The sequence below is a fragment of the Rosistilla oblonga genome (genome assembly GCF_007751715.1).
GTDB classification, from domain to species: domain Bacteria; phylum Planctomycetota; class Planctomycetia; order Pirellulales; family Pirellulaceae; genus Rosistilla; species Rosistilla oblonga.
On sequence record NZ_CP036292.1, the window covers coordinates 5,996,764 to 6,015,597 of the forward strand.

The 18,834-nt window shown below is 59.6% G+C and carries 17 protein-coding genes and 1 tRNA gene; 16 read left to right on the forward strand and 2 right to left on the reverse strand.

Going from position 1 to position 18,834, the window contains the following annotated elements:
- Positions 1-58 precede the first annotated feature (58 nt).
- Together nadA and CA51_RS21265 are read left to right on the forward strand one after the other, a co-directional pair.
- A complete protein-coding gene (nadA, locus tag CA51_RS21260; RefSeq protein WP_197451369.1) occupies positions 59-1,198 on the forward strand; it encodes a quinolinate synthase NadA in 1,140 nt (379 codons plus the stop codon).
- Positions 1,199-1,213: 15 nt separating this feature from the next.
- Entirely contained in the window at positions 1,214-1,894 is a 681-nt protein-coding gene (locus CA51_RS21265; protein ID WP_231745819.1) for an NAD(P)H-hydrate epimerase, read from the forward strand.
- Here the strand turns inward: CA51_RS21265 and CA51_RS21270 are convergent.
- Positions 1,891-2,826, reverse strand: a complete 936-nt coding sequence (locus CA51_RS21270; RefSeq protein WP_145123173.1) for a dihydrodipicolinate synthase family protein — start codon at positions 2,824-2,826, stop codon at positions 1,891-1,893. The two genes, CA51_RS21265 and CA51_RS21270, sit on opposite strands and share 4 nt — an antisense overlap.
- Before the next feature lie 395 nt (positions 2,827-3,221).
- Between CA51_RS21270 and CA51_RS21275 the strand changes: the two genes are divergently transcribed.
- From CA51_RS21275 to CA51_RS21290, 4 genes are all read left to right on the forward strand, one after another.
- The gene (locus CA51_RS21275) at positions 3,222-3,875 is read left to right on the forward strand and encodes a DUF6677 family protein (RefSeq protein WP_145123174.1); all 654 of its coding nucleotides are present in this window, start codon (positions 3,222-3,224) and stop codon (positions 3,873-3,875) included.
- Positions 3,875-4,066: a hypothetical protein gene (locus CA51_RS21280; RefSeq protein WP_145123175.1), complete on the forward strand. Its 192-nt coding sequence runs from the start codon at positions 3,875-3,877 to the stop codon at positions 4,064-4,066. The genes CA51_RS21275 and CA51_RS21280 overlap by 1 nt, the downstream gene beginning before the upstream one ends.
- Positions 4,067-4,376: 310 nt before the next feature.
- Complete coding sequence (locus CA51_RS21285) at positions 4,377-5,477, forward strand: DUF1559 family PulG-like putative transporter (RefSeq protein WP_197451370.1); 1,101 nt, start codon at positions 4,377-4,379, stop codon at positions 5,475-5,477.
- A gap of 129 nt (positions 5,478-5,606) precedes the next feature.
- Positions 5,607-7,052, forward strand: coding sequence for a sulfatase-like hydrolase/transferase (locus CA51_RS21290; RefSeq protein ID WP_145123177.1), 1,446 nt, complete (start codon positions 5,607-5,609; stop codon positions 7,050-7,052).
- 30 nt (positions 7,053-7,082) lie between these two features.
- Here the strand turns inward: CA51_RS21290 and CA51_RS21295 are convergent, their stop codons facing one another.
- Entirely contained in the window at positions 7,083-8,306 is a 1,224-nt protein-coding gene (locus tag CA51_RS21295; protein WP_145123178.1) for a DUF4013 domain-containing protein, read from the reverse strand.
- A gap of 565 nt (positions 8,307-8,871) precedes the next feature.
- Here CA51_RS21295 and CA51_RS21300 point away from each other — a divergent pair.
- The 10 genes from CA51_RS21300 (at position 8,872) to CA51_RS21345 (ending at position 18,690) form a co-directional block, all read left to right on the forward strand.
- Positions 8,872-9,261 carry a hypothetical protein gene (locus CA51_RS21300; protein ID WP_145123179.1) on the forward strand — a complete coding sequence of 130 codons (390 nt, stop codon included), beginning with the start codon at positions 8,872-8,874 and terminating at the stop codon, positions 9,259-9,261.
- Positions 9,262-9,482: 221 nt separating this feature from the next.
- Positions 9,483-10,856, forward strand: a complete 1,374-nt coding sequence (locus CA51_RS21305) for a trypsin-like peptidase domain-containing protein (protein WP_197451371.1) — start codon at positions 9,483-9,485, stop codon at positions 10,854-10,856.
- Between the two features lie 148 nt (positions 10,857-11,004).
- Positions 11,005-11,078: transfer RNA gene (locus CA51_RS21310), tRNA-Ile, on the forward strand.
- Between the two features lie 360 nt (positions 11,079-11,438).
- Positions 11,439-12,446 carry a DUF1559 domain-containing protein gene (locus tag CA51_RS21315; RefSeq protein WP_145123181.1) on the forward strand — a complete coding sequence of 336 codons (1,008 nt, stop codon included), beginning with the start codon at positions 11,439-11,441 and terminating at the stop codon, positions 12,444-12,446.
- A gap of 117 nt (positions 12,447-12,563) precedes the next feature.
- Positions 12,564-13,004, forward strand: a complete 441-nt coding sequence (locus CA51_RS21320; protein WP_145123182.1) for a hypothetical protein — start codon at positions 12,564-12,566, stop codon at positions 13,002-13,004.
- A 335-nt stretch (positions 13,005-13,339) separates the two neighbouring features.
- On the forward strand, positions 13,340-13,696 hold the full coding sequence (locus CA51_RS21325) for a tellurite resistance TerB family protein (protein WP_145123183.1): 357 nt from the start codon (positions 13,340-13,342) through the stop codon (positions 13,694-13,696).
- Between the two features lie 18 nt (positions 13,697-13,714).
- A complete protein-coding gene (locus CA51_RS21330) occupies positions 13,715-14,428 on the forward strand; it encodes a YggS family pyridoxal phosphate-dependent enzyme (protein WP_145123184.1) in 714 nt (237 codons plus the stop codon).
- Between the two features lie 263 nt (positions 14,429-14,691).
- Positions 14,692-16,515, forward strand: coding sequence for a permuted SH3 domain-containing protein (locus tag CA51_RS21335; protein WP_145123185.1), 1,824 nt, complete (start codon positions 14,692-14,694; stop codon positions 16,513-16,515).
- Positions 16,516-16,519: 4 nt separating this feature from the next.
- On the forward strand, positions 16,520-17,272 hold the full coding sequence (locus CA51_RS21340; RefSeq protein WP_145123186.1) for an ABC transporter ATP-binding protein: 753 nt from the start codon (positions 16,520-16,522) through the stop codon (positions 17,270-17,272).
- A 74-nt stretch (positions 17,273-17,346) separates the two neighbouring features.
- On the forward strand, positions 17,347-18,690 hold the full coding sequence (locus CA51_RS21345) for an ABC transporter permease (RefSeq protein ID WP_145123187.1): 1,344 nt from the start codon (positions 17,347-17,349) through the stop codon (positions 18,688-18,690).
- Positions 18,691-18,834 lie beyond the last annotated feature (144 nt).

Sequence of the window (18,834 nt, forward strand, 5' to 3'; positions counted from 1 at the left end):
TTTGAATCGCATGCCAACTCGCCGAACGGTTGGCTCAACATAAATAAGGGTGTATCTCGTGTCTGTATCGATCCAACCTTCGGAGGCATTGCCGCTGAAGCCCTACAAATCGCTCTCCAACACCGAACTGTCCCAACGCATCCAAACGGTGCGTCAGCAATTGGGCGATTCGCTGCTGATTCTGGGGCATCACTATCAGCAGGACGAAGTGATCGAGCACAGCGATCTGCGTGGGGACAGTTATCAGTTGAGCCAGATGGCAGCCGAGAGCGCCGCTTGCAAGACGATCGTTTTTTGTGGTGTCCACTTCATGGCGGAAACCGCCGACATCTTGGCTAACCGCCCCGAGAAGCTGGAACAGCGCGACGGCCAACGCGTCAGCGTGATCCTGCCCGACATGGCGGCTGGTTGTTCGATGGCCGACATGGCGGCGATCGATCAAGTCGAAAACGCTTGGGCCGACATGGGCGAAGTGATCGACACCAAATCGGTGATCCCGGTCACCTACATCAACAGTGCGGCCAGCCTGAAAGCGTTTTGCGGAAAACATGGCGGCATCGTCTGCACCAGCAGCAACGCGCGGGCGGTCCTGGAATGGGCGTTTGAGCGCGGCCAACGCGTCTTCTTCTTCCCCGATCAACATCTCGGCCGCAACACCGCCCTGACGATGGACATCACCAACGACCAGATGCCTGTCTGGGATCCGTACGAAGATGAACTTGGCGGCAACGACGAACAAGCGATCCGCGACAGTAAAGTGATCCTGTGGAAGGGGCACTGCAGCGTGCACCAAATGTTCCGCCCCGAACATGTCGACGCGTTCCGCAAGAACCACCCCGGCATCAAGATCTTGGTCCACCCCGAGTGCCCGCAAGACGTCAACGACCTAGCCGATGTTTCGGGCAGCACCGGCAAGATCATCAACACAGTCAAAGAGAGCCCGGCGGGAACCAAGTGGGCGATCGGAACCGAATTGCATCTGGTGAACCGATTGAAGCAGGAACATCCCGAACAGGAGATCCATTTCCTGTCGCCAGTGATCTGCATGTGCGCAACGATGTACCGCATCGATCTGGCTCACCTGTGCTGGTGCTTGGAAAATCTGGTCGCCAAAGAAAACGTCAACGTGATCGAAGTCGATGAAGAGACCTCGCGATGGTCGCTGGTCGCACTGGAACGCATGCTTGCGGTGAAATAACCCATGACTCAACCGATGAATCCGACCACGCCCTTGTCGCGGGAACAGGTTCGAGCGATCGACGAGATCGCGATCGGGGAATTTTCGATGCCAGGCATCTGCCTGATGGAGAACGCCGGCCGAGGCGCGGCCGAACAGATCGCTGCTTTTACAGCCGCCACGGAGATTGCGATCCTGTGCGGCGGCGGGAACAACGGCGGCGATGGGTTTGTGATCGCCCGCCATCTGCAGCTGATGGGACGCAAGCCCCACATCTTTCTGCTGGCCGATCCCGCTCGGCTCTCCGGCGACGCCCTGACCAATTGGCAGATCGCGATGGCCAGCAAACTGCCTTGCGAAGTCGTCGACGAACACTCGCTGCCGAGCCTACAGCGGAAACTGGCCGAAGCATCGTGTATCGTCGACGCGATGTTAGGGACCGGAGCCAGCGGAGACCCTCGCGGCACGATCGCCAACGCGATTCGAAATGCCAACGCAACCACGGCGGTACGCGTGGCGATCGATCTTCCCAGCGGACTCGATTGCGACACCGGCAGCCCCGGCGATCCCTGCTTTCGCGCCGACCTGACCTGCACGTTTGTCGCCGAGAAGATTGGCTTTGCCGCCGCCGGGGCAAGCGAGTTCACCGGCGCGGTCCGCGTCGTTTCGATCGGCGCACCGGCGGAACTGCTGCGTCGCTACACGGTCGACGATTAGACCGACGCCAAGCCCCAGGTGGCCAATTGCGCCAGGACGCTTTCGGTCGCCTTCCACTGCTCGTTGGTCGGCGGAGCGAAGAGTTCCGTCGTATGATGCTCGCAGATCCCCAGCAAACCGAGCGACATCTTCAGCCCAAGGATCACCGAGCCGATCGTTTCCGGCTGACCGTACAGCCGCCCCAACACATCGGCTTGCTTTTGCAGACGGTGCAGCGCGACGGCATCCTCGTCGATTGCGGCCTGATAGATGCTGCGGAACAGCGACGGGCAAACGTTCGCGCCACCGTTGACGCCCCCGGTCCCGCCCGCCGCGATCGCTTCGGCCAGCAAATGTTCGGGGCCAACCAAACGGCACCACTCCGGCCGCCGCGCGATCGCGAGGTCGCAGTACTGGCGGAACAGCTGCATGTCGCCGCCGCTATCTTTGAAACCCGCGATGTTCGGCTCGTCGGCCAGCCGTTGCAACGTGCGGATCGAAATCGTTTGATGGACGCAGGACGGCATGTTGTAGACGACCAACGGGAGCGGGCTGCGCCGGGCCAGTCGCACCAGATGCCCCGCTTGATGTTCTTCTGCCGACGCAAAGTAATAGGGAAGCGTCGATACGATCGCCGACGCACCGCAATCGGCGGCGTGTTCGGCCAGCCCGACGGAATCTTCCAGCGAGGGGCTGCTGACGCCAACCAAGACGGGGACGCGGTCGTCGACTTGCGAACAGGCCCGTTCGATCAATTCGCATTGCAATTTGAAAGGCAACGCGGGCCCTTCGCCGCAGGTTCCCAGCAGGAACACGCCCGACACGCTGCCGGAGATCAGGTGTTCGAGCAAGTTGTCGAGCCCCTGGTGGTGCAAGCTGTCGGGAGCCGTCAGCGGGGTCACCAGCGGTGGCACGATGCCGCTCAAAGGGGCAGGGAAACGGGACGTCTTCATGCAATGCACTCCGCGAGAACAAACAACCTGAGGGGCCGAGGCTGGCTTCGTTCGCAGAGCTACGAAAAATCGCCGCCGCCAACAGCACGTCGCCACCTCAACGCGGTTTGGATGCCGAAAGTATATTCGTTTGTCGGGGGCAAATGAACGTTTGCGTCGCCAAATTCACTGGCTTTCCCAAGCACCGGGCGTGGTCGTTTGCGGTGGGCAAATTTTTTCGAACACGCAGCTTCGCATCCCTCCGCTGGTCCGCAAATCGTGGTCGCGCGGCGGCGGGGTTCGAGGGAGCGGCGATTCGCGGGGGATGATCTGGTTCTGGGGAGCAATTTGAGGCACAATAGCCGTTCCGGCCGTTGGACGCAGTGACGTTCAGGGCGTCCCGATCAGGAACCACAATGTCCAGTTCTCGCAGCGAAAACAAACCCTCCGCGATCCATCCAGGCCCCGGCGATCGCGTCGTGGAAGTCGATGGGCAAACGGTCTACTTGCGAAAACCGGCGTTGGCAGCCGTCCTGGCGTGGTTGATCCCCGGTGCGGGGCATCTGTACCAGGGCCGCACGCGGAAGGGCTGGATGTTCATGATCTGCATCCTGGTCACCTACTTCTTCGGCTTTGCGATCGGCGGCGGACACGTCGTCTACGCTTCCTGGATCAATGGCGACAAGCGATGGCACTACCTGTGTCAGCTGCCAGTTGGTCTGGTCGCGTTTCCGGCGTTGATCGAAGGGAACAATATGCGAAAGCATACGGTTCGCGGAGTCACGACTGCCGACTGGAAGCCCTATTTTGGCGAACTGATGTCGCCGCCGCGGCGTCCGCTACAGGAGAACGATGCGGACGATTTGGCCAGCTGGTATGCCCAACGGGGCGCCGGATACGAGATGGGAACTTGGTACACGATGATCGCCGGGCTGTTAAACGTGCTGGTGATCTTCGACGCTTTCGCCGGTCCGCTGGCGATCCCGATCAGCGGCAAGTCGGAGCGTTCGCCCAAAGACGAAAAAGAGGGTGACGAGAGCGAAGCGAAGAGCCAGGAGGGAGCTGCCTGATGTTGCCGATGACCCCCGTCTACATGCTCTACTTCATCCCGCTGCTGATCTCGATCAGTTTCGTCTACGCGGGCACGCGGCACGAAGATCCCAAACAGATCTTGGTCCAAGCTTGGCACACAGCCTACTGGATCCTGGCCTTCATGGGGCTGATCTTCGCGTTGCTGTGGGTCGTCGGCTGGTTTCTCTAACCGCCGCGTCTGCGACGCCGAACGCAGAGCCTGAAAGTCGCTAGCAACTGCCCTCGCCAGAGGCAAACAATCAGCCTGCGCCGCCTGAATATGAAGATTGCATAAAGAGACGATGAGTTCTCCGTTAGGAACGCTTGTCCCTCGATTCTCCTGCCCATACCTTTCCCAAGGTGATGCATTTTGCGTTGGCATCGCCGTGGGAAATCGGTCGCAGATCGATCAAGCCGAGGTGTGTCAAAAGCTTCGCGCACGTCGCCCCTTGGATCGCACCGGATCTTCGTGGACATCATCTCTTTCAGGCAAATCGGCAATGAAACGTCGCGGTTTCACGATCATCGAAATGTTGGTGACGCTCACGATCATTGGGGTCTTGGCCAGTCTGTTGCTGCCGGCGACCAACATGGCTCGCGAAGCGGCTCGGCAAACCCAATGCGCGAACAATCTGCGGCAGATGGGAACCGCGTTGCTCGCTCGCGCTGAACAGGATAAGGGTCGGCTGTGCAGCGGTTCGTTCGATTGGGCAAACGACGGCGCGGTCACCGACATCGGCTGGGTTGCCGATCTGGTCCGCGACGGCATCGCGCCAAGTGAATTCCGCTGTGCTTCAAATCCTTCGCAGATCAGCGCCGCCTACCGCGATCTGATCGAGATGCCGGTTGCCGATGCCGGCAACGAAGCCTGTACGCCGCGGTTGGGCAAAGCTCCCGTGACGCAGATCGACGGCACGATCGCGAAAAACTATGCGTTGACAATCGTCGATGAAAACCTTGCAGCGTCGGGCGCCGATCGGATCGCGGTGCTGACACGCGACGTCTACGATCGCGGCTTCAACACCAACTATGCCGCTTCTTGGTTCCTGGTTCGCGGCGGCGTCCGGTTGGACGACAGCGGCAACTTGGATCCCGCCGACGCCGGTTGCAGCACCGACATCGATCATCCCAACGTCACGACGGGACCACTGACAACGAAACAGATTGCCTCCGCTCGCGCCCCCAGCTACACGATCCCGCTGCTGTGCGATGCCAAATCCAACGAAGCGCTGACAACAGACTTCGGCGACCGGCTTGGTGGCGAACCGATGACTCGCACCATGGTCGGCGGTGCGATCACGATCTCCGGACTGGCAACGCCCTCGTTTGCCGCGGGGACAGCTCGCGCCGGCGCCTCGGGTTGGTGGAATGTTTGGAACAAGGAAACGCTGCAAGATTACCGCGGCATGTTCCCGCTGCACCGCGGCATCTGCAACGTCGTGATGGCCGACGGTTCAGTCAAACAACTGTTCGATGAAAACGAAGATGGCTTCATCAACAACGGCTTCCCACAGAACAGCGATTTCCAAAGCGACGTGATCGAAGCCGCTCCGCTGCAACTGGTCAGCACCTACACGCTGACCACCGGCGACAGCGATTGAGCCCAAGTCAAAGCCGCGGTTTTGACCCGCGGTCGGTCGTCGAACTTTCGACAGCCCGCCTGGATCTGGTGTAGAATCGTCGACCGACGAACGCCTCTACCTACCTAGATCCTGCCGAAAGACTCCGCCATGCTTCGCCTCTCTCTTTGGCTGGCAGCGCCGCTGCTGCTCCTCTCCAGCTCACTCCTCGCCGCGCCGAAGCCGAACATCCTGCTGATCGTCTCGGACGACCAAGGCTACAACGATCTGGGCAGCCTGGGGAACGGGATCATCACGCCGGCCTTGGATCGACTGGCTGCCGAAGGGACACGGCTGACAAACTTCTACGTTTCCTGGCCCGCTTGCACACCGTCGCGGGCGAGCCTGTTGACCGGTCGGTATCCGCAGCGGAACGGGATCTACGACATGATCCGCAACGAGGCTCCCGATTACGGCAAACTGTATACGCCCGAAGAATATGACGTCACGTTCGAACGTATCGGCGGGATGGATCTCCACGAAGTCATCCTGCCGGCAGCCCTGAAGCCAGCCGGTTACAAAAGCGGGATCTACGGCAAGTGGGACCTCGGGACGCTGAAGCGGTTCCTGCCGACCTCCCGCGGCTTCGACGATTTCTACGGCTTCGTCAACACCGGAGTCGATTACTTCACGCACCGGCGGTACGGCGTCCCCAGCATGTACCGCAATCTGGAGCCGACGGTCGAAGACGAGGGCACGTATTGCACCTATCTGTTCGAGCGTGAGGCGCTCCGTTTCATCGACCAGCACGCCGGAGAGTCTCCGTTTTTCCTGTACGTACCGTTTAACGCACCGCACAATTCTTCGGCTCTCGAACCGGAGATCCGTTCGACGGTTCAAGCTCCGCAGAAATACAAGGATCTCTATCCCGCAGTCGATCCCGAAACGCAGATCAATAAGAAGTATCGCTACGATGCGCCGGCGACCGTGACGACACGAGCCGCACGGCAACGGGACTATCGAGCCGCCGTCACGTGCATGGACGACGCGATCGGCAAGATGCTCGACAGCCTCGAACAAAAGCAACAACTCGACAATACGATCGTGATCTTCTTTTCCGACAACGGTGGCAGTGGCGGCGCGGACAATGCACCGCTCCGCGGCCGCAAGGGACAGACTTGGGAGGGCGGAATCCGCGTCCCCTGCATCGTTCGCTGGCCCGATGGCGGCGTGAAACCGATGCAGGTGAACGACGCCTTTTTAACCAGCTTGGAACTTCTGCCCAGTCTCGCCGCGGCAGCAGGCATCGCCCCGCCGGAAGATGTCGTTTTGGACGGCTTCGATTGGTGGCCGACGCTGCGGGGCGAGCAGCCTTCGCCGCGGAAGGAGATGTTCTGGAAGCGACGCGATATGATCGGCGCTCGCGTCGGCAAATGGAAATGGGTCGACATGAGCGGCAAAGCGGGCGGATTGTACGATCTCGAAGCCGATCCGGGTGAGCGAAACAACCTCGCCCAGTCGCATCCCGAAGTCTTAAAGCACGTCCAGTCGCGGTATGCGAACTGGATCGCCGAGATGGAAGCTGCCGAACCGCGCGGACCGTTTCGCGATTTCTAAACGGATTGCCCGCCGCAGACCGCGGTGCGACTAAACGCCCGCGTCAAACGGAACGGGAACCAACAAGGCGTGCTGCTGGACCCAAGTCGCCAGCCCGTCCCAGCTGGTGAAGGCCGACAGGAAGACGATTCCCAGATAGCCGAAGATGACCGGCAAGCATAACAATCGCAAGCTGATCCGCAGCAACAGGTGCCACCGCGTCGCACCGGGCTGTCGGCGTTGACCTCGCCCCACCGCCAATCCGGTCATCAACCGAGCGGGTAACATAAAGGCGACCATCAGGATGCATGGCAACCATACAACCTCTTGTTGTGTCGCTTCGATCTTCAGCAGATACAGCGGCACGGCAAACAGTAGCGTCGACGTCAGGCCCAGCCAATAGAAGATCGGAGACGCGGCGAACCCCGCCCGGATCGGTGCCACTTCGAACATCGCTCGCCAGCGGTTCTCGGCGGCGAAGCGAGCTTGCAGGAAGGGGAGGTACAGCAGCACGATCGCCATCAAAATGAGACCGACGGCGCCGACGATCGCCGCCAGTCCGGTCTGGCCATCGCGCGTGGTGCCGATCAGAATCGCCGCGGGAGGCAACAGCCACAGCACCGTCGCCAGCATGCCACGCGTTCCCAGCCAAAACAATTTGCCAAGCTGCATCGAGGCGACAAACTCCCACAATCGATCGCGGGCTTCGACCCAAGTCGCCGGACGCCAGACCTGCTTGAGAAACTGGATCGGCCGCGGCCAGAAATAGCTTCGGAAACGACCGCCGCGAAACCAGACCCAACCGATGTGCGCCGCGATCGCAAAGACCAACAGCGTGCCGACGACCTGCAGCACTCCCGCCGCGTTGCCCGCCGGATCGACTAATCGAGCGGCTTCCGCCCACGTGGCGACCGCGCGGATCGGCAGACTCATGACCAAGATCGCAACGATCGCCGTCCCAATTCGACCGGCTTGATCCAACAGGAACAATCCGTCGCGAAGCCGCCCGCTGCGAGCGACTCGGCCGCTAACTTCCAACAAATACCCGAGCGCGACCAATTGAAAAACCGGGATCGCGGCGAGGACCGCCAACAGCACGACAAGGCTGGCCGTCTGAAAAGGACGGACGATGATCCACTTTCGCGCTCCCGCAGCGACCGATCTCCAACGCCCCGCCGGCCGATCTGACTGCAAATCCCGGCCGATGGCGTCCTCGGGAATGTCGATCACCGCCGTGGGTGCCGCGTCGGATACCAGTTCCGCATCGATCGTCATGACAAAGGGTCCTGGTCTCAAGTAAGTGCGGGTGTTTGCATCGCTTCGCCCTTGGCAAATCAAGCTTTCAAACGAGAGCGGCAGAGGAAGCGGTAACGCAACGCGTAAGCGGGGAATTCACGCGGCGACTCGCTCACGCGCCGGGTTACCAATCATTCCTAAACACAATCGGTGACTCGCCCTTTCGCGTTGCCGACGCAGCTTGCATTTTGGCGGATCAAAGAGTGGGAAGCTACAAGTGAAACGGGGGGAGTGATACATCGATGCAGCGTTCGAATTTGCGCATGCAGTGGGCGCCGCCATCGCACTACCACTTGTCTGGTTCGTTGCGGGAGCCGTGATATTGGACCGCGGGGCTTGAATCGGCACAAAAAAATGAGAAACGACGGTCGGGAAGCGGCCTGATCCGGGCGAATCAGGCCGATCCGAGCCACTCTTTTGGAATAATCCAAAAACTTCGCTCAGTTTACCTAATCCGCACCACGATCGAATGACGATCGATTGGGCAGGGGGATTTTTGGTGCAGCATTGCGCCCCGTCTCTCTCGAATTGCTAGCTGGCTGAGATGTTCCCAAAACCACAGCTCTCGGTTTTCCTGATCCTCGCGATCTTATCCGTCGCCAGCGGATGTCACTGTTTCCCTAGCGTTCGCTACCGCAATCCGCACGCTGCGGATTACGAGACCGCCTGCACTTGCGGCCGCGGCGATTGCCTGGAGTGCCGGGACCGCGAAGAGAAGACCAAGAAGGTCCCATGGCCGCTGTTCCATAGCGTTCCGACGCGGCCTGTCTTTGAAGGCAACCCCGCGACGCAGATGGTTCCGTACTGCGAACCGCAGAACGAAGTCGTGCTACCGCCGCTCCGGCCCGTCCCTCCGCCTGGGGCCGTGGAAACGCTCGCCCCCCCTCTAGAAATGCAGGAGGAAACCCCGCCAGGCACAAACTACTCAGTCTAGCCAAGCGGCCAGGTCCCCCCAGTCGAATACGTAAGCCTGTTAAACCTTGCGGCTCGACTTATGCAGGCGTCAAGCTGCTGCCAACGATGTTCCGATGCTAAGGCTCGTAAGAGTTATAATAGGGAACATGTTGAACCTCACCCCGCAGGTTTCGGTGCGTTCTCACTAGCATGCCCTATCAAGGTATCGCGTAGGGACCTATGAAACTGCGACCCGCTTCTATGACAACACTTCTACGTAGCAGTGTCATCTGCCTGACAACGTTTTGCACGCTGTTGGCACACACTGCCCAGACGGCTTTCGGCTCAAATCGCGATACGCCGGTTGTCCGGGTCGTTCGCGAAGCGTCTCCATCGGTGGTAAACATCCACGGTCACAAGACCGTGCGTGCCGGTGGCTTGCCTGGCCAAGGCCAATCGTTCCAACAGGTCAACGGCATGGGAACGGGAGTCGTGATCGATTCCCGCGGTTACGTCGTCACCAATTTTCATGTCGTTCAAGACGTCAACGACATCCGCGTCACATTAGCTGACGGACGCCCCGCAGTCGCTCGCGTGATCGCTCACGACCTTCGCACCGACCTGGCAGTCTTAAAGATCGACGCTCGCGAACCGCTGCCGGTGATTCGCATCGGCACCTCCGAAGACCTCTGGGTCGGCGAGACGGTGATCGCGATCGGCAACGCGTTTGGATATGAACATACAGTGACCCAGGGAATCGTCAGCGCGCTGCATCGCGATGTCCCGGTCAACGAAGAACAGAGCTATACCGATTTGATCCAGACCAGTGCAGAGATCAACCCGGGCAACTCCGGCGGTCCGCTGCTGAACCTCGACGGCCAGATGATCGGCATCAATGTCGCCGTCCGCGTCGGAGCTCAAGGGATCGCATTTACGATTCCCGTCGACCAAGTCTTGGACATCGTGTCGGGTTTGATTCAGCAGAAGACAGTCAACCAGATCTCTCACGGGATCCGCGGCGTCACAAAATGGAAAGACGACGAATCGATCTTCGAAGTCACCAGCGTCGCCAGCGGCAGCTCCGCCGAGAAAGAGGGTGTTGGCAAGGGTGACCGCATCCTGCAGGTCAACGGACATACAGTTCGCAACCACATGGATTTCGAATTCTCGATGTTGGAACTGACCTCGCGGGATTCGATCGAATTCGAAGTCGCCGACTCCAAGGGAGACGTGACCTTGGTTTCGTTGCAATCGCGACCTCAGACTCGCACGACCGACGCCATCTCTTCGCCCGTCGCTCAGCGAATCTGGACCAGCTTCGGCATCCAGGGCGAACCGGTCGCAGAAGCGACGATGCAAGACCTGAACCGCCGCATGGAAACCGCCTACGGTGCGGGATTGAAGATCACTTCGGTCCGCCCGGGCAGCCAAGCCGATCGTCAGGGAATGCAATCGGGAGACGTCCTGTTGGGAATCCGCAACTGGCAGACCTCCAACCTGAACGATCTCGATTACATCTTGCGAAGCGACGAATTTCGCAGTGGCAGCCAGTCGCAATTCTTCATCATCCGATCCAACAAGACGATGATCGGATATCTGCAGGTAGCTCAAGCCAGCCGACGGACCACGCGGTAAACTTCCAGAGACCGCACAGATTCCCGGCTTGAACCCATCCGCACTGGCGAAGATACTATGTTTTCGCAAGTGCGGCGGCCTTCATCGAAGGCAGGGTTTTCGGCCTCCAGGGGCTCGATCCTCGCCGCGCTGCAGATTGGCGAATTAAGGGGCGGTAGCTCAGTCGGTTAGAGCAGGGCACTCATAATGCCTTGGTCGCGGGTTCAAGTCCTGCCCGCCCTACTTCGCTTTCTCGGCAATAGTGCCTATTTCTAAAGCACCCGATCGCTGGCCAGCGAACACTTACCGGGCTTGTGCACATTGCTACCGCGCAACTGCCAAAAAGTTTTGCTTCCGTTCGCCGAATCCTTACGGCGTCGAATCAAACATCGATCGGCAGGGTGGATTCAATCCGCCCCAGTGCAACGCGCTCCGCACCGACTCGGCCTGTCGCACGGCAGGCAATCTTTTCGATTCGACGAGCGATTGGCACTCAGGTTGCAAGAGGGAATTCTGCGAGGTTCTATCGAGCCCGCACATCCTACCTGCCTTGGATCTCCTTCCAGACCCCCCCTCCTACCAACTTTTTTGGACCCTCTCCCCATGAAGCCTAAGTCCCTCCGATCGGGATTCACCCTGGTCGAATTGTTAGTCGTCATCGCCATCATCGGTATCTTGGTCGGGCTGTTGCTTCCCGCAGTCCAGGCGGCGCGCGAAGCGGCGCGGCGGATGTCGTGTTCGAACAACATGAAACAGATCGGTTTGGCGCTACACAACTACCACGACGTTCACAGAACGTTTCCTGTCGGCGCGTTTTACAACAAACACGGCAGTAATTGGCGGGCCTTGATCCTGCCGTTCATCGAAGAAACCGCAGCTCACGATCAGATCAACTTCGAAACCGGAGGCTTCTGGGCGCACGACGTGGCGACGCAATCCAACAACCCCATTTTCAGTTCGTTGCGGATCGCTGGCTATGTCTGCCCATCGAGTCCCCACGGGGTGACGAATATTGGCGACATCCCGCTTTCCCAACATGCTTCGACGGGAAATACCAGCATGGTCATGGACTACGTTGGCGTCTCGGGAGCGACTCCCGACCTGAACGGCCGGACCTCCGCCTGTACCGCCGACAATATCGTCAGCGGAGGAACGTACTGTAACAACGGAATGATGACGGTCTACTTCAACAAGCGATTCCGCGATTGCACCGATGGCACATCGAACACGCTGATCATCGGTGAACAATCGGGGAACGTAAATGGTAAAGAGGCCAGTGCGAATCCATTGGGCGGCTGGCACGGCTGGGTCAACAACTCCGGCGAACAGATGCTGGAAAACATGAGTCTTTCATCGTTCTCCAGCTTGGCCGCTTATGCGGGTGGAATCACCACGGTTCGTTATTCGCCCAACGCGTTCTGGAAATCGGGGGCTCCATCGAGCGCCAGCAGCCAGTACGAAGTGAACACCATTCTGAACTCGTTTCACCCCGGCGGGATCCACGGTTTGCTGACCGATGGCGCGGTTCGATTTGTCTCCGAGACGGTCGAACTCGACACGATGATCAAGCTGAGCATTCGCGACGATGGCCAGGTGCTGGGCGAGTTCTAATACCCTCGCCGCTTCGATCGCCCGCTATCCGAACCAAAGTGTTCTGCGCTTCCGCTCGCATTTCCACAGTGCGAGCGGACCTTACACCCATCGCCTCCAAAATCCCTCCCGCTCCCAATGCATTCAACTTTCACATCTCGCAGCACCGACACGCGTCATTTCATACTTTCGCTTCTCACGACATTCAGCCTTGTCGTTTCGATCGGTTGCGATCACGAACCGGACTACCTGCATCCTGGAGCCCCGGTTTCGATCACGATCCTATCGTCCGGCACTCCGGTCGCTGGAGGACAGCTCAACCTTTCGGGACAGGGAGGTGGCGCGGCGTTGGACGCCCAGGGGCTCGCAAATCTTGAGCATGTTCCGTACGGGACCTACAAGGTGGTCCTGCTTGCTCCCGAACCAGATCCGGTCCCGCCGGAACCTGGTACCGCGGCAGCTTCCGCCGCCGCAGAGGTCTCGTTCCCGAAAGAGCTTGGCAGCGAAGCGACGACGCCATTGAGCATCACCGTTGCGGAAGGAACCGAGAACACGTTCACGCTGGACATCGCAGAGTAGAGCGGTCCGGTGCCAAGCGGTGCTTGAAGCTTTAGAGTTCAGCCGGAGCGCACTCGCGCGACGGCTGATCTTTTAACTAGGAACTCTGATCAGCCCACGCGAAGCGTTTCTGGGCAGGTTGCGAATGCCGCAGATGCCGAAGATAATGGGTTGGCAAGAGGCAACCACCTCTCCGCCGGCAATCGTTGCTGCGGCGTGCCGATCGTGGCAGCATGGCGTTCCTTGTTTTTCGCTCGCGTTGGATAAGGCTCGCTGATTCGCTAGCCCTCCCGGAGCCTGGTGGATGCCAAGTCGACTTGCGGACATATTTCGCGGATGATTTGGGAACCCTATCGATGGATCGCATCGCTTATTTGAAAAACCTTGTCGTGATGGCGATCGCCGATGGCGCATTGGCTGAACACGAACTGTCGCTGCTGAGCCAACGCTGCGCGGAACTCGGATTCGAAGAGCAGGAATTGTGTGATGCGGTTTCGTACGCTCTCGGGGATGACGCTCAGTTGGAACTGCCGACCGACCCGGCGGATCAGGAAGCTGTCTTGAGCGATCTGATTCGGATGATGGCTGCCGACGGGCAGATGTCCGAATCCGAGAAGCGTTTGTTTGCGTTGGCTGCGGCAAGGATGGACTTTTCAGGCGAGAAGCTCGAACGCCTGATCGACCGCGTCGTCCGCACGAACCACTCCGCCTGAAGCCGGATTCCAAGCAACGTGACAGACCAGGTAAGCGATAGCGTTCAAGCCAAAATCGACGCGAACTGGCGATCGGTTAGCGAGCAGGTTGCCGACGCTTGCCGAGCGGTTGGGCGCAGCCCCGACGAAGTAACGATCGTGGGAGTCACGAAATACGTCGACGTGCCGCTGACCCAGGCTCTGCTGCGCGCCGGATGCCGCGACCTGGGAGAAAATCGCCCGCAAGTCCTTTGGCAAAAAGCCGAAGCGATGTCCGATCCAACGATCCGCTGGCACTTGATCGGCCACCTGCAGCGAAACAAATCGCGGCGGACGATACCGTTGGTCCATCGGCTGCACTCGATCGACACGCTTCGCTTGGCCGAGACGGTCGCACAGCAGAGTGGCGAAGCCGGCCAAACGACCTCCTGCCTGCTGGAAGTCAACGTCTCGGGAGACGAGCAGAAGCACGGTTTTCGCCCGGCGGAGATCGAAAAGATCGTCCCCGATTTGATCGCGCTCCCCAACCTGAAGATCCTCGGCTTGATGGGAATGGCCTCTTTCGACCAACCCAATCACGATCCCGCCATCGATTTTGCAGCGCTCCGCGAGTTGCGAGACCGCCTGACCGTCACAACCGGACTTCCGCTACCAGAACTTTCGATGGGGATGAGCGGCGATTTCCAGGCGGCGATCGCCGAGGGATCGACTTGCGTACGGATCGGAACGCGGCTGTTCGAAGGGGCTCGCTAGAGTCCGCCCCGAGAAATCGCAGTTTTTTGCGGTCTTAAATCACGCGGCCGGGGTTTCACTGGTAATCTTCGCGGTTTCCTCAATGATGCGCCTCGTGTTGCGTCGCCGTGCGGCAAGATTTCAAGTTCGTTGCTACCGCCGGAACCTCCGCGGTTTATACTTACTCTTGAAGGGGCGCGGTATCTTTGCGGTTCGCGCCGCCTCTTGAATCGATCCCACCTTTCCGTTTGGCTGGCGACCTTTGTCAGCGGAGACTCTCCCCTATGAAGCCCCTCGTACAACCTGCCAAAAACCGCCGCGGCGGGATGCTCACCTACCTCTCGATTTTGATCGTGTTGGCCGCTGTGGCGGGCGGCGCTTATTGGTACTTCAAAATTCGGCCCGCTAAGAGCGTCACCACCGGCGAATTGATCACCGATGTTGTCCGCCGCGGTGCGTTTGACCACATCGTGCTCGAACAGGGCGAGATCGAGAGCAGCAAGAACATCGAACTCGAATGCGAAGTCGAGAGTCGCGGTGGTGGCGGCACGGCGATCCTATGGGTAATCGACGAAGGAGCTCGCGTGAAAGCGGGCGACAAGCTGGTCGAACTCGATTCGTCGCAGCTGGAACAGGACCTCAAAACGCAGCGGATCGTGCTGCTTGGGGCCGAAGCGAATGTGACCAATGCGGCGGCACTGCTGAAACAGGCAGAGATCTCGCGGCAAGAGTACCTCGAGGGAACGTTTAAGACCGAAGAGAAAGCGATCCTCAGCGAATTAGCCGTCGCCGAACAGGAGCTCCGCAAAGCGCAATTGGCACTCGCTAGCACCCAGCGACTGGTTGCCAAAGGGCTGGTCAAATCGCTGCAAATGGAAGCCGATCAGTTCGCCGTCGCCAATACGAAAAACCAACTGGAAGCCGCTCAGGGCCGGCTGAAGGTTTTGCAGGAACTGACCAAACAGAAGTTCCTGGTTCAATATGACAGCGACATCGAATCGGCTCGCGCGGTCCTCGAAGCCAACAAGAGCACGCTCAGTGAAGAGCAGGACAAATACGCCGAGATGGAAGACCAGATCAAAGCCTGCGTGATCTATGCCCCCAGCGACGGCGTCGTGGTTCACGCCAACCGCTTCAGCAGCCGCGGTGGCAACGCGGAGTTCGTCGTCGAAGCGGGAGCGACAGTTCGCGAGCGTCAAGCGATCATCCGCTTGCCCGATCCGACGCAGATGCAGGTCAAAGCCAAGATCAATGAATCCCGGATCGCCTTGGTTTCCGAAGGCATGCCGTGCAAGATCAGCGTCTCGTCGCTCAATGGCGTCGAGCTGTTGGGTCAGGTGACGAAGGTCAACCGCTACGCCGAACCGAGCAGCTTTTTCACGTCGTCGATCAAGGAATACGCCTGTTCGATCGCGATCATCGATCCGCCCGAAAGCATCCGAACCGGGATGACCGCCGAGGTGCAGATCTTTGTCCAACAGAAACCCGACGCGCTGCAGATCCCGATCCAAGGCGTTTACGAGCACAGCCAACAAACGTTTGCGTTGGTCCGCAGCCCCGAGGGCAAATTCGAAACTCGGAAGATCGAAGTCGACGCGACCAACGATAAACTGGCTGCGATCGCATCGGGATTGGAAGAAGGGGACGAGATCGTCCTGAACCTGCGTCAGCACTTACACTTGTTAGACGATCTGCCATCGGGATCGACCGATACCAACACCGGATTGGCTGGCTTGATCGAAGGCAAGACCGGCGTCTCGGTCACCAATGGTGCTCCGCCCAGCACGCCTCAACCTGTCGATGGCCCCAGCCCCGCGCGAGCCTCCGCTCCGCCCGGCCGCGAAGGTCCTCGTGGTCCCGGCGGCCCTGGTGGTCCCGGTGCGGGAGGCCCACCTTCGCCGGCGGCGATCGTGAAACGGATCTTCGACGAATCGGACACCGACAAAGACGGTTCGCTTTCGGAAGCGGAGATCGCCAAGATGGAAGACCGCCGTCAATCGATGGCTAAAGCGGCCGACGCCGACAGCGACGGCAAAGTCACCCGGGCCGAATTGACCAGCGCGATGGCTGCTCGCTTCGCCGAATCCAACAACGGCGCGGGGCGATAATCCGATGGTCCGACTGGCGACTTCCATTCGCGAGCTGAAAAAGGAATACGTGCTCAAAAGCGAAACCGTCCGCGCGTTGCGTGGCGTTTCGTTCGACGTGCCCGAGGGTGACTACGTCGCCATCATGGGCCCGTCGGGCAGCGGCAAAAGCACGCTCCTGAACATGCTCGGCTGCCTCGACAAACCCTCCAGCGGGCAACTGCTGTTGGGCGACGACGACATCTCGCGAATGACCGACGACAAACTTGCCGAGGTTCGCAGCCGACGGATCGGATTTGTCTTCCAATCGTACAACCTGATCCAGCAGTTAACCGTCGTCGAAAACATCCAAGTGCCGCTCTATTACCAGGGGCGGTTGGGCCCCAAGGAGCGGCAGCGATGCGTCGAACTGGCCGGGCTTGTTGGATTGCGCGATCGCTTGGACCACCGCCCCACCCAGTTGTCCGGTGGTCAACAGCAACGCGTAGCGATCGCACGCTCGCTGGTCAACGATCCGTATTTCATCCTGGCCGATGAACCGACTGGAAACCTCGATTCGCGGACGACCGCCGAGATCCTGGCGATGTTCGATCAGTTGAACAACGAGGGGCGGACGATCATCCTGGTCACGCACGAAGACGACGTGGCCGAACGGGCTCGCCGCGTCGTTCGCTTGAAGGATGGGCTGCTCTGCAGCGATGTCCAGAACAGCGAAGAGAACCGCGAGAAAGCTCGCCAGGCTTCGCTGGCTGCCGCCGAAGCGGTCCGCGACGAATAAGTGCTCCCGGCGGCGACTGTCCCTGCCGATTCACAACACGAAGCATTGCCAACACCGACGAAACCTGAACATCTATGTTGCTTCTGAGAACCTTCCGATTGGGCGTCAAAAGTTTGATGCTGCACCCGCTCCGCAGCGGTCTGACGATGCTTGGCATCTTGATCGGCGTGGCGGTTGTGATCGCGTTGACGGCGATCAGCAACGGCGCCAGTCGCGTGGTCCAGGAGCAGATCGAGAGCCTTGGTGCCGACACGATTATCGTCCGCACGGTCAAACCGCCAAGCGACGTCTTCGCCGGCCGCAGCGCGGTCCCCTACGGCCTGTCGCGCGATGAACTGGATCTGTTGATCGCCACCGTGCCGACGATTCGCAGCGCTCTGCCGATTCGCGAAATCAAACGCCAATTCATGTATCGGGACCGGTCGATCGATGGCCGCCTAGTCGGCTGCACCCCCGAATATGCCGACGTCACGAAACTGGAACTGCAACCGGGGCCCGAGGGAGCTTCGGGGCAATTCATCACCGATCTGAACAACCTCAAACGCGATAGCGTCTGTGTGCTGGCAGCCAAGGTGGCGGAAAAGCTGTTCCCGTTTGAAAACCCGATCGGCAAGCGGATCTATCTCCCCGAGCACACCGATTTCTATCGCGTCGTCGGCGTGCTGAAGCATCGCACCGCATCGGCGGCGATCGGCGGCTCGCTCGATTCGCAAGACTTCTCCAGCGACGTCTACATCCCGCTGAAGACGCTCGAACAACGGATCGGCGATACGATCGTGACCCGCGGCAGCGGCAGCTTCTCGATGGATATCGTCGAACTCAACCAGATCACGCTGAAGATCGACAAGGTCAGCAACGTCCGGACGACCGCTGCATTTATCGAGGATCTGTTGGGGCCGCGTCATACGGCCCTGAACGACATCTCGGTCGTCTTCCCCTTGGAACTGCTGGAACAAGCCGAGAACATGCGGCTGATGTTTATCGGCATCGGCGTTCTGATCGCCTTCATCTCGCTGTTCGTCGGCGGCATCGGCATCATGAACATCATGTTGGCGAGCGTCACCGAGCGGACTCGGGAGATCGGGATTCGCCGCGCCCTGGGAGCCAAACGGGCCGATATCGTCTGGCAATTTCTCGTCGAAACGATCGTGCTCAGCTTCGTCGGCTCGCTGCTCGGAATTGTCCTGGGGCTGCTGAGTCCCTGGATGTACGACGGCATGCGGCTGTTGGCGACCGAGTTCATCCCCGAGAAGCTCGCAGCGCTTCCCGAGGCGATCCGCGAGGCGAGGCCACAAATTGTCGAGCTTTCGATTCCGATCGCCGTTGTGATCGCGATGGGCGTCGGCATCCTCAGCGGGCTCTATCCGGCGATCCGCGCCGCTCGCATGAATCCGATCGAAGCGTTGCGCCACGAATAGACCGCTCCGCCAACCTGCCTACTTAAAGATCTCCGCCGCGGTCGGCGCGTGAATTGCGACAGTTGCCCCCTCGGTACAATATCGAGACGAAAGGAAGCGTAGGCGGCCAAACTGGCAGAACGTTGGTGCAAATTGCGACAAACT

What these genes read in the sequence shown, in the direction of transcription:
- CA51_RS21345 (WP_145123187.1), top strand. Translation starts at nt 17,347, where the DNA reads ATGTTGCTTCTGAGAACCTTCCGATTGGGCGTCAAAAGTTTGATGCTG.
- CA51_RS21265 (WP_231745819.1), top strand. Translation starts at nt 1,214, where the DNA reads ATGAATCCGACCACGCCCTTGTCGCGGGAACAGGTTCGAGCGATCGAC.
- CA51_RS21275 (WP_145123174.1), top strand. Translation starts at nt 3,222, where the DNA reads ATGTCCAGTTCTCGCAGCGAAAACAAACCCTCCGCGATCCATCCAGGC.
- CA51_RS21335 (WP_145123185.1), top strand. Translation starts at nt 14,692, where the DNA reads ATGAAGCCCCTCGTACAACCTGCCAAAAACCGCCGCGGCGGGATGCTC.
- CA51_RS21270 (WP_145123173.1), bottom strand. Translation starts at nt 2,826, where the DNA reads ATGAAGACGTCCCGTTTCCCTGCCCCTTTGAGCGGCATCGTGCCACCG.
- CA51_RS21315 (WP_145123181.1), top strand. Translation starts at nt 11,439, where the DNA reads ATGAAGCCTAAGTCCCTCCGATCGGGATTCACCCTGGTCGAATTGTTA.
- CA51_RS21305 (WP_197451371.1), top strand. Translation starts at nt 9,483, where the DNA reads ATGACAACACTTCTACGTAGCAGTGTCATCTGCCTGACAACGTTTTGC.
- CA51_RS21340 (WP_145123186.1), top strand. Translation starts at nt 16,520, where the DNA reads ATGGTCCGACTGGCGACTTCCATTCGCGAGCTGAAAAAGGAATACGTG.
- CA51_RS21285 (WP_197451370.1), top strand. Translation starts at nt 4,377, where the DNA reads ATGAAACGTCGCGGTTTCACGATCATCGAAATGTTGGTGACGCTCACG.
- CA51_RS21295 (WP_145123178.1), bottom strand. Translation starts at nt 8,306, where the DNA reads ATGACGATCGATGCGGAACTGGTATCCGACGCGGCACCCACGGCGGTG.
- CA51_RS21320 (WP_145123182.1), top strand. Translation starts at nt 12,564, where the DNA reads ATGCATTCAACTTTCACATCTCGCAGCACCGACACGCGTCATTTCATA.
- CA51_RS21280 (WP_145123175.1), top strand. Translation starts at nt 3,875, where the DNA reads ATGTTGCCGATGACCCCCGTCTACATGCTCTACTTCATCCCGCTGCTG.
- CA51_RS21300 (WP_145123179.1), top strand. Translation starts at nt 8,872, where the DNA reads ATGTTCCCAAAACCACAGCTCTCGGTTTTCCTGATCCTCGCGATCTTA.
- CA51_RS21290 (WP_145123177.1), top strand. Translation starts at nt 5,607, where the DNA reads ATGCTTCGCCTCTCTCTTTGGCTGGCAGCGCCGCTGCTGCTCCTCTCC.
- CA51_RS21325 (WP_145123183.1), top strand. Translation starts at nt 13,340, where the DNA reads ATGGATCGCATCGCTTATTTGAAAAACCTTGTCGTGATGGCGATCGCC.